The organism is Pseudomonas sp. S2_F03, assembly GCF_054668335.1.
On the sequence record NZ_CP162759.1, the window covers coordinates 3,258,296 to 3,271,516 of the forward strand.

Sequence of the window (13,221 nt, forward strand, 5' to 3'; positions counted from 1 at the left end):
AGCGCTTGCGCCGGATCGACGTCATTGGTCGGGTTGGAACCGGGGATGACAGGCCTGGTCTAGTCTTTTGCGTCTGGAACTTTAAACCCAAGGAGAGTGCACCATGAGTCTTTTGAGCTTTGTGAAGGAAGCAGGCGAAAAATTGCTGGATCTGTTGACCCCCGGCAACGCCAATGCCAGTGAGCAGTTGAAGGATCACATCAGCAAGGTCGGTCTGGGTAACCCGAATGTGCAGGCGACGGTCGACGGCGACAAGGTGACCGTGACGGGTGAAGTTGGCAGTCAGGAAGAGAAGGAAAAGATTCTGCTGGCGGTGGGCAATATTGCCGGTGTCGGCAGTGTGGATGACCAGATCACGGTGACCGGGCCGGTGGTGGCCGCGGCGGTATTTGTCACGGTTGTGAAGGGCGACACCCTCAGCGCGATTTCCAAGCGCGTGTATGGCGACGCCAACAAGTACAACAAAATCTTCGATGCCAACAAACCGATGCTGTCGCACCCGGACAAGATTTATCCGGGGCAGTCGTTGCGGATTCCTGAGTAAGGTTCAAGACCGTGTGATGGCCATCGCAGGCAAGCCATGCTCCTACAGGTTTTGTGTTGTTCGCGTGGAGTGCATACGACGCAAAACCTGTAGGAGCATGGCTTGCCCGCGATGCAGGCGGCGCGGTCTAGAGCCCTGCAATCAAATCCCGATAATCCCCCAGCGCCGCAAACTCCGCCGTGTCCTTGGGCCCTTTTCGACTGTCCGGCTCACTCACCGCCAACAGATGTGCCACGCCAAAATGGCGCGCGCTGCGCAGGATAGGCAGCGTGTCATCGATAAACAGACTGCGCGCCGGATCAAAGCCGATGTCGGCCTGTAACGCCTCCCAGAACTGTGGATTTTCCTTGGGAAAACCGTAATCGTGAGAACTGATCAAACGCTCGAAGTACGGCGCCAGTTCAATCCTTTCCAGCTTCAATGACAGCGAGTCGCGGTGCGCATTGGTGATCATCACCACGCGCTTGCCGGCCTGTTTGATCGCTGCCAGGAAGGTATCCGCGTCGGGGCGCAGGGCGATCAGGTGGGCGGTTTCCAGTTTCAGTTCGCGCACTGGCAACTTCAGTTCGGCGCTCCAGAAATCCAGGCAATACCACTGCAACTGACCGGCATTGCGCTCGAACAGCGGCTGCAACTCCAACTCGGCCATCGCTCGGCTCACTCCGTGCAATTCGGCGTAGCGCTGGGGCAAGTGCTCCATCCAGAAATGGTTGTCGTAGTGCAGGTCCAGCAGCGTACCGTCCATGTCCAGCAGAACGGTATCGATGTCGAGCCAGGGCAGCAGGGGCATTAAAAAATCTCCAGCGGTAAAAAAGATATCCGAGGTCAACAATCAGGATAGGCCGGGTATAGTAACGCGTTCACGCCAAGGAGCTTTTCATGCGCCAGAAACCCACCGTACTCGCCCGCGAGATCGTTGCCACCAGCCGTTTGTTCTGTGTCGAAGAGCTGAAACTGCGCTTTTCCAATGGCGTGGAGCGCACGTACGAGCGTTTGGTCGGCAAGGGCGCGGGGTATGGCGCGGTCATGATCGTGGCCATGCTCGATGCCGATCATGCGGTACTGGTCGAGGAATACTGCGGCGGTACGGATGAATATGAGCTGTCCTTGCCTAAAGGCCTGATCGAGCCGGGCGAAGACGTGCTGGCGGCGGCCGAGCGGGAACTCAAGGAAGAAGCCGGCTATGGCGCACGGCAGTTGGAGCACCTGACCGAGTTGTCGTTGTCACCCGGTTACATGAGCCAAAAAATTCAGGTGGTGCTGGCCACTGACTTGTACGAGGAAAGCCTTGAGGGCGACGAGCCTGAGCCGATGGGCGTGGACAAGATCAATCTGCATGAACTGTCTGCCCTGGCGCAGAACCCGCGCTTCACCGAGGGCCGTGCCTTGGCGGCGCTGTATCTGGCCCGTGATCTGCTGACTCAGCGAGGGGTGTTTCTGCCATGAATTTTCCGCATCCATTGATGGCGCAGGTGGTTGAACTGGCCTTGAAGGCGGGCGAAGCGATTCTGCCGTTCTGGCGCACCGGCACAACCGTGACGGCCAAGGCTGACGATTCGCCAGTGACCGCTGCCGATCTGGCGGCTCATCATTTGATTCTGGCCGGGTTGACTGCACTGGACCCCAGTATTCCTGTGCTGTCCGAAGAAGACGCCAACATCGCGCAAAGCGTGCGCGCCGGTTGGCAGCGCTGGTGGCTGGTGGACCCGTTGGACGGCACCAAGGAATTCATTTCCGGCAGTGAAGAGTTCACCGTCAACATCGCGCTGATCGAGCACGGGCGTGTGGTGTTTGGCGTGGTGTCGATGCCGACCAACGGACGTTTCTACGTCGGGGGAGCAGGTTTGGGGGCCTGGCGCGGCGACAAGGGCGGTGAGCCATTGCCGATCCAGGTCCGCGAAGTGCCTGCGGCGGGCGAGGCGTTTACCGTAGTCGCCAGTCGTCGGCATTCCAGCCCGGAACAAGAGCGCTTGCTGGCCGGGTTGAGCGAGAGTCTGGGTGAGTTGCAACTGGCCAATATCGGCAGTTCGCTGAAGTTCTGCCTGTTGGCGGAAGGGGCGGCAGATTGTTATCCGCGTCTGGCGCCGACGTCGCAGTGGGACACGGCAGCTGCGCAAGGCGTGTTGGAAGGCGCGGGCGGCGAGGTGCTGGATTTGAGCGGTGCGCCGTTTTGCTATCCGGCGCGCGAGTCGTTGTTGAATGAGTTCTTTTTGGCGCTGCCGGCCAAGGCTGCCTGGCGCGAAAAACTGCTGGCGTTGGCGCGGGCATAAAGATCAAAAAAACGCAGCCTCGTTTCACTCGACAGCTCCTACAAGGGGCGCGCGGTCTTCTGTAGGAGCTGTCGAGTGAAACGAGGCTGCGAATTTTTGCGTCAACGGTGAAGCACGTACTGCCCGGTAAACGTCACCGCATCGTCATCACTGTCGACATTCACAATCCGCGAATGCAACGTCAACCGCGCTCGCCCATAGCGCTGATACATCACCAAAAACTTCTTCCACACCGCCGCACTCGGCGCCTGACAAATCGCCGTCGCGTCCATGGTCACCGGCAGTGGATAGCTGATCTGCCCTTCGTGAATCACGATGTGCCCGTCTTTGATCCCCTCTTCACGCAAGCGCAAATGCAGCCAGCCCCAACCCGCCAGCACCGCCCCGCAATAGAGACTGCCGCCGAACATGGTGCTTTTGTGGTTGACGTTGGCTTCCAGCGGCAAGTACAGGCGCAATTGCTGGTCGTGCCAGTCGAGCACTTTGATACCCATGGCCTGCGTCAAGGGGATGTCGTGATGGAGAATGGATTCCAGGTGACGACTGTCGCGGTTCATGCATGGGCCTCTTGTCTGAAGGTGTTGATTAACGGTCGCTCAATCGAGATCGTCGGTCGGGCCGCTGGCGAAGATCAGCCCATGTTTGCGCAGCTTGTCGTGCAAGGTTTTACGCGGGATGCCCAGCGCTTCGGCAAGGCTGCGCACGGAGCTGTGTGAGCGCGCCAGTTCGGCGGCGATCAGGCTCTTTTCGAAGTTTTCCACTTGCTCGCTCAAGCCGCCGCTGACCACATCAACCATCGTGTTGGGGCCGCCGCCGGGCGTGTTGTTGTCCAGCGCCAGTTCGAGGCCCAAGGCAAAGCGTTCGGCGGCATTTTGCAGCTCGCGAACGTTGCCGGGCCAGGTGTGGCGCAGCAACAGGGCGCGATGCCCCGGTTGCAATTCATGGGAGGGTAAACCGTGGCGGGCGCTGGCTTCATCGGCGAAATGCTGGAACAACATCAACGCGTCTTCGCCACGTTCGCGCAGCGGCGGAATGCGCAGCGGTGCGACGTTCAGGCGGTAATACAAGTCGGCGCGAAAGCGTCCTTGATCGGCGGATTGGCGCAGGTCTTCCTTGGTCGCGGCGATGATGCGGATGTCCAGCGGGATCAATTGATTGCCACCCAAGCGCTCGACGACGCGCTCCTGTAGCAATCGCAGCAATTTCACCTGCACATCCAGGCTCATGCTTTCGATTTCATCGAGGAACAACGTGCCGCCGTTGGCGAACTCGAACTTGCCGATGCGACGCTTTTGCGCGCCGGTGAACGCTCCGGGCTCGTGGCCGAACAACTCGCTTTCCACCACCGACTCGGCCAGCGCACCGGCATTGATCGCCACGAACGGGCCATTACGACGGTTCGACAAATCGTGCAGCGCCCGCGCCACGACTTCTTTGCCGGCACCGGTTTCACCCAGAATCAACACATCAGCCTTGGTCGCGGCCAGCGCGCCAATCTGTTCGCGCAGACGCAACATCGGCGCCGATTGCCCGACCAGCCGGGTGCTCAATTCATTGCGATCGCTCAAGGCCAGACGCAAGCTGCGGTTATCCAGCACCAACCGACGCAACGCCAAGGCGCGACGCACACTGTCGAGCAAGGCATCGCTGGCGAAGGGTTTTTCCAGGAAGTCATAAGCCCCGGCGCGCATGGCTTGCACCGCCAGCGGTACATCGCCGTGGCCGGTGATCAGCAGCACGGGCAGCTCCGGGTCCTGGGCATGCAGTTCGGTCAGCAGTTCGAGGCCGTCCATGCCCGGCATGCGAATGTCACTGACCACCACGCCCGGCCAGTCGCGCTCCAATTGCACGGCCAGGCCCTTGGCCTCGGCCAGCGGCAGGATTTTCAGGCCGGCGAGGTCCAGGGTCTGGCTCAGGGCCTGACGCAGGTGGGGATCGTCGTCGATCAACACGACCTGGATGCGGTTGTCGATGGTCATGCACTTCGGTCCTCGGACGGTTGCAGGCTCACACCCGGTGCGCCAGCGCGTAGCTTCAAAGTAATCAGGGCGCCGCCTTCCTTGTGGTTGGCGAACGACAGTTCACCCCCGAAGGCACGCATCAGAGTTTCACAAATCGCCAGCCCCAGCCCAAGCCCTTGTGTGCGAGTCTTGGTGGTGTAGAAAGGCTCGCTGGCGCGACCCAGGGCTTCCATGCAAAAGCCGGGGCCGTTGTCGCGAATGTACAGATGGACGCCGTCGGCGGTGGATTGGGCACTCAACCAGAGTTTACGCGGTGGACCTTTTTCGGTCAGCGCGTCCAGAGCGTTGGCCAACAGGTTACCGAGCACCTGGCGCAGACGGGTTTCCCCGGCCTCGACCCACAGCGTGGCGGCCGGCAAATCGCGGATAAGCTCGACTTCCATGCTGCGGCGGCGCTTGGCCAGCAACGCCAGCGCATCATCCAGCGCCGGTTGCAGAGCGACACTTTCCGGCGCGTGACGATCACGCCGGGCAAAGGCGCGCAGGTGAGCGATGATCGAGGCCATGCGCCCGGTCAGTTCGCTGATCAGTTTGAGATTGCCGCGCGCATCGTCGGTGCGTTGATGATCGAGCAGCACTTCGGCGTTTTCCGCGTAGCTGCGAATCGCCGCCAGTGGCTGATTGAGTTCGTGGCTGATGCTCGCCGACATCGTTCCCAATGCCGACAATTTACCGGCCTGGACCAGATCATCCTGCGCGCGCACCAGTTCCTGCTGGGCGTGTTCGCGCTCCAGCACTTCCTGTTTCAAACGCCGGTTGAGACCTTCGAGGTCGCTGGTGCGTTCGGCGACCCGGCCTTCCAGTTCGCGACGGGCCTTGGCTTCGAAGGCGATCCGTTCGAGGTAATGGCGGCGGCGCTGCATCATCAGCCCAAGCAGCAGCATCAACACCAACAGCGTGGCGCCTCCGATGGCGACCACCGTACGCACCGGTCGGTCGATCAAGGTGCGCGGGGCGAGGATGCTGACGTTCCAGCCGGTTTCGTCGATCTGCTGGGTCTGAGTCAGCCAGGCGTTGGGGTTGAGCTTCAGCGGTTTGGGGTCACGGGTCGGGTAGGGCTGGATCGCGGTTATCGCTTTGCTTTCTTCGTCGCTCAACGGACGGGTCGAGCGGAAGCGCCACTCTGGCCGTGACGTGAGAATGACCACGCCGTTATGGTCGGTCAGCAACAGCTGTTCCGGGGTTTTGCCCCAGAGACTTTCGGTGTGGTCCAGATCAACCTTGACCACCAGCACGCCGATGACTTTTTCGCCATCGCGTACTGCGGCGGCGAAGAAGTAGCCGCGTTTGGCGGAGGTCGTGCCCAGGCCGAAAAACCGTCCGAGCCGCCCGGCCATGGCTTCGCTGAAATAGGGCCGAAAGGAAAAATTACGGCCGACAAAGCTGTCGTGTTTGTCCCAATTGGACGCCGCCAGCGTTTTGCCGCGGGTGTCCATCAAGTACATGACTTCGGCACCGGTCTGGGTGCTGATGTTTTTCAGCAAGCGGTTGGCATTGCCTTGGGTGACGCTATCGTCCGGCGCGCCGAGTACCGCGCGCAGGGCCGGCAAGTCGCCGAGGATTTGCGGCAACACTTCATAACGATGCAGCGTGCCCAGCAGGTTGGCGACGTACAGGTCGAGGGTTTGGCGATTTTGCCCGGCCAGTTCGCTGCGGTAATAGCGCTCGGCCAAGTGCTCCAGCGGCCACAGTAACGGCGCCAGGCATAGCGCCACCAGGGCGAGGCTGCGCCAGCGGGGTCTGCGAGGGAGGGTCGGAGTCATGAGCATCGGGCGCCTGGGGGTACAGGCGCATTATGCCCAGGCTTGCCCGGCAAGACACTCGCGCAACGCGGTTTGCCAGTCAGGCTGACTGACACCCCATTCACGCTGCAGTCGGCTGCAATCGAGGCGCGAGTTCAGTGGCCGGGCAGCCGGTGTCGGGTAGTCGCTGGACGGAATCGGCAGCAGGTTTGCGCACGGCTTGCCCTGTTCGCGAAGCGCATCGCCAATGGCCTGGGCGAAGCCGAACCATGACGTTTCACCCTGGGCTGTCAGGTGGTACGTGCCCCAAGCGCCGGCCTGTCCCGCTTTCCAGCGTTCAATCAGCGCGACGGTGCTGCTGGCAATCGTGCCGGCCCAGGTGGGCGCGCCGATCTGGTCAGCGACAATGCGCAATTCCGGTTTTTCTTGCAGCAGGCGTTGCATGGTCAGCAGGAAGTTGCGGCCGTGGGTCGAGTAAACCCAACTGGTGCGCAAAATCAGATGCTGGCCTTGAACAGCCGTGATCGCCTGTTCACCGGCCCGTTTGCTCTTGCCGTAGACGCCGAGCGGGTTGGGTGCATCGTCTTCGTTGTACGGTTCGGTCTTGCAGCCGTCGAACACGTAATCGGTCGAGTAATGAATCAGCGGGACGCCCAGTGCCTGCGCTTCTTCGGCCAACACGCCCGGGCCGATCGCATTGATGGCAAATGCCAGCTCCGGTTCGCTCTCGGCCTGATCGACAGCGGTGTGAGCCGCCGCATTGATAATCAGGTCGGGGCGAACCTGCTGTACGTGCTGGCGAATCTGTTCCGGTTGAGCCAGATCAAGCTGATCGCGCCCCAGCACAATCAATTCGTCGACATCACCCAGGCGCCGCTGCAGCTCACGCGAGACCTGACCGCTCTGACCACTGATGAGAATTCTCATGGAAACAGATCAGCCTCTAGAAAGTACTGACCGTTCTGATCCTTGGCCGACAACTGCGGGGGTTCTTCCAGTTGCCAGTCGATGGCGAGGGTCGGATCGTCCCAGCGGATGCTGCGTTCGGCGGACGGCGTGTAGTAATCCGTGGTCTTGTAGAGAAACTCGGCGAAGTCGCTGAGTACCACAAACCCATGGGCAAAGCCTTCGGGCACCCAGAGTTGCCGATGGTTTGCGGCGGACAATCGCACAGCCACCCACTGACCGAAATGTGTCGAGCTGCGACGGATATCCACCGCGACGTCGAGCACTTCCCCGGCGGTCACCCGCACCAGTTTCCCTTGGGTATTTTCCAGCTGATAGTGCAGACCGCGCAGCACACCTTTCTGCGAGCGTGAGTGGTTGTCCTGAACGAATTGCGTGTTCAGGCCGGTGGCCGCTTCGAACGCCTTGGCATTGAAGCTTTCGTAGAAAAAGCCGCGCTCGTCACCAAAGACTTTGGGTTCAATGATCAATACACCGGGCAAGCGGGTTTCAATCACATTCATTGTTCTTCCCCGGCCAGCATGAAGAGGTATTGGCCGTAACCGGTCTTGCCGAAATAACTGGCGCGCTCCAGCAGAAGCTCGCGGCTGATCCAGCCATTTTCGTAAGCGATTTCTTCCAGGCAGGCGACTTTCAGGCCCTGGCGGTGCTCGATGGTTTGCACGTACTGAGAGGCTTCTAGCAGGCTGTCGTGAGTGCCAGTGTCCAGCCAGGCGAAACCGCGCCCGAAACGCTCGACCTGCAGATCGCCGCGCTGGAGGTAGGCATTGTTGACGTCGGTGATTTCAAGCTCGCCGCGAGGCGAGGGTTTCACGGCCTTGGCGATGTCGATCACGTCGTTGTCGTAGAAATACAGCCCGGTCACCGCGTAGCTGGACTTTGGTTTTTTCGGTTTTTCTTCGATCGACAAGGCGCGGCCTTCACTGTCGAAATCAATCACCCCAAAGCGTTCCGGGTCTTTGACCCAATAGCCGAACACGGTAGCGCCGGAGGGGCGTTTTGCCGCGTTTTTCAATTGATCGCCGAAGTGCTGGCCATGGAAGATGTTGTCGCCCAGGATCAGGCAGACCGGATCATCGCCAATGAATTCTTCACCAATCAGAAATGCCTGCGCCAGACCGTCCGGTGACGGTTGTTCGGCATAACTGAAGTTCACCCCGAACTGACTGCCATCACCCAACAGGTTGCGGTACTGCGGCAAATCCTGAGGCGTGGAAATCAGCAAAATGTCCTTGATGCCGGCCAGCATCAGGACCGAGATCGGGTAGTAGATCATCGGTTTGTCGTAGACCGGCAACAGCTGCTTGGACACGCCCAGCGTGATCGGGTGCAGACGCGTGCCCGAGCCGCCTGCCAAAACAATGCCTTTCATCATGCGAGCAGCTCCTTGGTATTGATGGCGCCCAGGCGTTCACCCTGATAGCTGCCGTCCTGGACACGGTGGCACCACTCCAGGTTATCCAGATACCACTGAACGGTTTTGCGCAGGCCGGTTTCGAAGGTTTCTTCAGGTACCCAGCCCAGTTCGCGTTCGATCTTGCTGGCGTCGATGGCGTAACGCAGGTCGTGGCCGGGACGGTCCTGGACGAAGGTGATCAAATCGGCGAAGTGCGCCATGCCCTCAGGCTTTTGCGGCGCCAGTTCTTCGAGCAGGGCGCAGATGCCACGCACCACGTTGATGTTCTTTTGTTCGTTGTGACCGCCGATGTTGTACGTCTCGCCGACTACCCCTTCGGTGACCACTTTGAGCAGCGCGCGAGCGTGATCCTCAACAAACAACCAGTCACGCACTTGCAGACCGTTGCCGTACACAGGCAGTGGCTTGCCGGCCAGGGCGTTGAGAATCACCAGCGGGATCAGCTTCTCGGGGAAGTGGAATGGCCCGTAATTGTTCGAGCAATTGGTCAGCAATACCGGCAAGCCGTAGGTTCGGTGCCAGGCGCGGACCAAGTGGTCGGACGCGGCTTTACTGGCGGAATACGGCGAACTCGGCGCGTAAGGCGTGGTTTCGGTGAACAGGTCATCGACGCCGTGCAGGTCGCCGTACACCTCATCGGTGGAAATGTGATGGAAACGGAAGGCGGCTTTTTCAGGCTCGGCCAAGGTGTGCCAGTAGGCGCGGGTCGCTTCCAGCAGGCTGTAGGTACCGACAATGTTGGTCTGAATGAAATCCGAGGGGCCGTCGATGGAGCGGTCGACATGGGATTCGGCTGCCAGGTGCATGATTGCGTGCGGCTGGAAGCGCGTCAGCACCGCGCTGACGGTCGCTTGATCAACGATATCGGCTTGCACGAATTCATAGCGGGTGTCGGTGGCAATGCTAGTCAAGGATTCGAGATTGCCGGCGTAGGTCAGCTTGTCCAGGTTGAGCACTTCGTGCCCGGTGTGCCGGATCAGGTGACGAATCAGGGCAGAGCCAATGAAACCGGCACCGCCGGTGATGAGAATACGCATGTTGGCCAGCCTTTTTCCGAAAGACGATAAAGCGAATGAGCATAGCTTGTCGGCAGGAGCAGGGTGGTGCAAGAGGGTTGTTGGTCGTATTTGGGATTTACAGTGTCAACGGGGGTTGATTATCGATCGATGCAGTGGCGATATAAGCGCCTAATAAAATTTCAGAGGTCGTTGTATGCCGCTCGCCACGTTGATTCATCGCGCCAGTTTGCCCAGCCCGCAAGTGTCTGCGCAGCAAGCGCTTGAGCTGCTGGAGGGGCATTATGGGCTGAGCGGGAAGCTACAGGCCCTGGGCAGCCAGCAAGATCTCAATTTCCGCGTCGACAGCGACCAAGGGCGATTCGTCCTGAAAATCTGCCGTGGCGACTATTCAGCGTTGGAACTGCAAGCCCAGCACGCAGGGCTCAAGCATTTGCGCGAGCACAGCGGCGTGAAAGTGCCACGAGTTATCCCGGCCAAAAACGCTGCGGATTTGCTCACGCTGGACGTCGCAGGCCAATCGGTGCACGTGCGCCTGCTCGACTACATCGAGGGCCAGTCGCTCACCCACCTCGATCATTTGCCAGGCGCCGTGGTCGCCGGTTTCGGTCAACTCTGCGGCGAAATGGACCTGGCCCTGGCCGCTTTCGACCATCCGGGACTTGAACGCACGTTGCAGTGGGACGCTCGTCACGCCAACGCATTGATCGGCCATTTGCTGCCGGTGATCAAGGATGACGCGCAACGCCGGTTGATCGCCGAGGCCGCCGAACGCGCCGAGCGTCATTTGCAACCGCTGGTAGATAAGTTGCCGGTGCAGGCCATTCACATGGACATCACTGACGACAACGTGGTCTGGCAGCGCGATGCGCAGCGCCAGTGGCAATTGCAGGGCGTGATCGATTTCGGCGACCTGGTCCGCACCTGGCGTATCACCGATCTTTCGGTGACCTGCGCGGCGTTGCTGCATCACGCCAATAGCGATCCGTTTTACATCTTGCCGGCGATTCAGGCCTATCACGCGATCAACCCGTTGCAGCGCGAAGAACTGCTGGCGCTCTGGCCGTTGATCGTCGCGCGGGCGGCGGTGCTGGTGCTCAGTGGCGAGCAGCAGGTCAGCATTGATCCGGGCAATCAATACAGCCGCGACAACCTCATTCATGAATGGGAAATTTTCCGCGTCGCCACCTCGGTGCCGCTGGAATTGATGGACGCGGCGATCCTGACGTGCGTTGGCCAAAGCCTGCCGAGCATCGGCAGCGAAGGGTTCGCGCCGTTGCTGCCGAGCCTGGTGGGGCGCGAGTTTGCGCTGATTGATCTGGGTGTGCTCAGCCCGCATTTCGAGGCGGGTAACTGGGAACAGGAAGGCATCGATCAGCGGCTGCTGACTGAAGCCGCTGCAGCTCACGGTCTGGCGGCCAGTCGATATGGGCAATATCGGTTGTCGCGCACGCGACCAGACAGTGCCGACGAGCCGGACACCTGCCCGTTGCACGTCGAGCTGCGAGTGCCACACGGCACGGCCGTCGAGTCGCCGTTTGCCGGGGTGGTTCATCAGCCGGCGACGGGTGTGCTGCAACTCGACGGCCCGCAACTCAGCGTACGGCTATGGGGCGTGACCCCGTCGCTGCACACTGGCGCGGCACTGGTCAAAGGCCAGGTGCTGGGTTCGGTCAGCGGGCCTCTGATCGTGCAGTTGTGCCGAGGCGCTGGCTTCACGGCGCCCCTGTTTTGCACGCCTTCTCGTGCCCTGGCCTGGCAAGCCTTGTGCCCGTCGCCGGCAGCGCTGTTGGGACTGGCCTGTGATGCGGAAGAGGAACTGGATTCGCAGACTCTGCTGGCGCGCCGCGACGCCAGTTTCGCCCGCACCCAGAAGCACTACTACGTCGACCCGCCGCGCATCGAACGCGGCTGGCGCAATCACCTGATCGACATGCAGGGCCGTTCCTACCTCGACATGCTCAACAATGTCGCGGTACTCGGCCATGGCCATCCACGCATGGCCGCGGTCGCCAGTCGACAGTGGTCGCTGCTCAACACCAATTCGCGCTTCAACTACGCCGCGGTCGCCGAGTTCTCCGAGCGCTTGCTGAAATTGTCGCCGGACTCCATGGACCGCGTGTTCCTGGTCAACAGCGGCAGCGAAGCCAACGACCTGGCGATTCGCCTGGCGTGGGCCTACAGCGGAGGTCGCGACATGCTCAGCGTGCTGGAGGCCTACCACGGCTGGACGGTGGGCGCGGACGCCGTCTCGACTTCGATCGCCGATAACCCCAAGGCCTTGAGCAGCCGTCCGGATTGGGTGCATCCGGTCATTGCGCCGAATACGTATCGCGGAGAGTTCCGAGGCCCGGACAGTGCGCCGGACTACGTACGCAGCGTCGAACACAACCTGGCGAAAATCGCCGCGCAAGGTCGCCCATTGGCCGGTTTCATTTGCGAGCCGGTGTACGGCAATGCGGGTGGGATTTCGTTGCCAGCGGGTTATCTGAAACAGGTTTATGGACTGGTTCGAGCCCAGGGTGGCGTGTGCATCGCCGACGAAGTGCAGGTCGGCTACGGGCGTATGGGGCACTTCTTCTGGGGCTTTGAGGAACAGGGCGTGGTGCCGGACATCATCACCATGGCCAAAGGCATGGGCAATGGGCAGCCGTTGGGCGCGGTGATCACGCGTCGGGAAATCGCCGAGGCGCTGGAAGCCGAAGGGTATTTTTTCTCCTCGGCAGGTGGCAGCCCGGTCAGTTGCCAGATCGGCATGGCGGTGCTGGATGTGATGGAAGAAGAAAATCTCTGGGAAAACGCCCAGGTGGTGGGCGGGTACTTCAAAGAGCGACTGGAAGCACTGATCGATATCCATCCGCTGGTGGGCGCGGTGCATGGTTCCGGTTTCTACCTGGGCGTCGAGCTGATCCGCAATCGCGAGACTTTGGAACCGGCAACCGAAGAAACCACGGCGCTGTGTGATCGCCTGCGTGAGCTGGGGATTTTCATGCAGCCGACCGGCGACTTCCTCAACGTGCTCAAAATAAAACCGCCGATGGTGACCTCGCGTCAAAGCGTGGATTTCTTCGTCGACATGCTCTCGAAGGTGCTCGCAGAGGGCCTGTAAATACCTTCTCACTGTGTGCATAAGGACAAATGTGGGAGAGGCTTGCCGCGAAGGCGGTGCGTCAGTCGGCAACAATATCGCCTGACACACCGCCTTCGCGAGCAAGCCCGCTCCCACTTTAGAGGTGTATTAATTC

General features: G+C 60.5%; 12 protein-coding genes. 4 read left to right on the top strand and 8 right to left on the bottom strand.

The window, feature by feature from the left end; translation table 11 throughout:
* The first annotated feature begins 103 nt into the window (after positions 1-103).
* Positions 104-544, top strand: a complete 441-nt coding sequence (gene lysM / locus AB4N76_RS15310) for a peptidoglycan-binding protein LysM (protein ID WP_460163214.1) — start codon at positions 104-106, stop codon at positions 542-544.
* Positions 545-671: 127 nt separating this feature from the next.
* Here lysM and yrfG read toward each other — a convergent pair whose 3' ends face one another.
* Positions 672-1,334 (bottom strand): GMP/IMP nucleotidase, encoded by a 663-nt coding sequence (gene yrfG, locus AB4N76_RS15315; RefSeq protein WP_046031288.1) that lies wholly within the window; start codon positions 1,332-1,334, stop codon positions 672-674.
* Between the two features lie 89 nt (positions 1,335-1,423).
* Here yrfG and nudE point away from each other — a divergent pair, with 89 nt between their 5' ends.
* Together nudE and cysQ are read left to right on the top strand one after the other, a co-directional pair.
* A complete protein-coding gene (gene nudE, locus AB4N76_RS15320) occupies positions 1,424-1,990 on the top strand; it encodes an ADP compounds hydrolase NudE (protein ID WP_046031287.1) in 567 nt (188 codons plus the stop codon).
* Positions 1,987-2,814: a 3'(2'),5'-bisphosphate nucleotidase CysQ gene (cysQ, locus tag AB4N76_RS15325; RefSeq protein WP_460163215.1), complete on the top strand. Its 828-nt coding sequence runs from the start codon at positions 1,987-1,989 to the stop codon at positions 2,812-2,814. The genes nudE and cysQ overlap by 4 nt, the downstream gene beginning before the upstream one ends.
* A gap of 101 nt (positions 2,815-2,915) precedes the next feature.
* Here cysQ and AB4N76_RS15330 read toward each other — a convergent pair whose 3' ends face one another.
* From AB4N76_RS15330 to rfbB, 7 genes are read right to left on the bottom strand one after another with little or no spacing between them, the layout of a single operon-like run.
* Positions 2,916-3,371: a thioesterase domain-containing protein gene (locus tag AB4N76_RS15330; protein WP_046031285.1), complete on the bottom strand. Its 456-nt coding sequence runs from the start codon at positions 3,369-3,371 to the stop codon at positions 2,916-2,918.
* Positions 3,372-3,410: 39 nt separating this feature from the next.
* A complete protein-coding gene (locus AB4N76_RS15335) occupies positions 3,411-4,793 on the bottom strand; it encodes a sigma-54-dependent transcriptional regulator (RefSeq protein WP_460163216.1) in 1,383 nt (460 codons plus the stop codon).
* Positions 4,790-6,598 carry a sensor histidine kinase gene (locus AB4N76_RS15340; RefSeq protein ID WP_460163217.1) on the bottom strand — a complete coding sequence of 603 codons (1,809 nt, stop codon included), beginning with the start codon at positions 6,596-6,598 and terminating at the stop codon, positions 4,790-4,792. The genes AB4N76_RS15335 and AB4N76_RS15340 overlap by 4 nt, the downstream gene beginning before the upstream one ends.
* Before the next feature lie 30 nt (positions 6,599-6,628).
* Positions 6,629-7,504 (bottom strand): dTDP-4-dehydrorhamnose reductase, encoded by an 876-nt coding sequence (gene rfbD, locus AB4N76_RS15345; protein ID WP_460163218.1) that lies wholly within the window; start codon positions 7,502-7,504, stop codon positions 6,629-6,631.
* A complete protein-coding gene (gene rfbC / locus AB4N76_RS15350; protein WP_046031282.1) occupies positions 7,501-8,046 on the bottom strand; it encodes a dTDP-4-dehydrorhamnose 3,5-epimerase in 546 nt (181 codons plus the stop codon). The genes rfbD and rfbC overlap by 4 nt, the downstream gene beginning before the upstream one ends.
* Complete coding sequence (gene rfbA / locus AB4N76_RS15355; protein WP_077432260.1) at positions 8,043-8,918, bottom strand: glucose-1-phosphate thymidylyltransferase RfbA; 876 nt, start codon at positions 8,916-8,918, stop codon at positions 8,043-8,045. Before rfbA ends, rfbC begins: the two co-directional genes overlap by 4 nt.
* Positions 8,915-9,997, bottom strand: a complete 1,083-nt coding sequence (gene rfbB / locus AB4N76_RS15360; RefSeq protein WP_077432261.1) for a dTDP-glucose 4,6-dehydratase — start codon at positions 9,995-9,997, stop codon at positions 8,915-8,917. Before rfbB ends, rfbA begins: the two co-directional genes overlap by 4 nt.
* A gap of 175 nt (positions 9,998-10,172) precedes the next feature.
* Between rfbB and AB4N76_RS15365 the strand changes: the two genes are divergently transcribed.
* Positions 10,173-13,085, top strand: coding sequence for an aminotransferase (locus tag AB4N76_RS15365; protein ID WP_460163219.1), 2,913 nt, complete (start codon positions 10,173-10,175; stop codon positions 13,083-13,085).
* Positions 13,086-13,221: the final 136 nt, after the last annotated feature.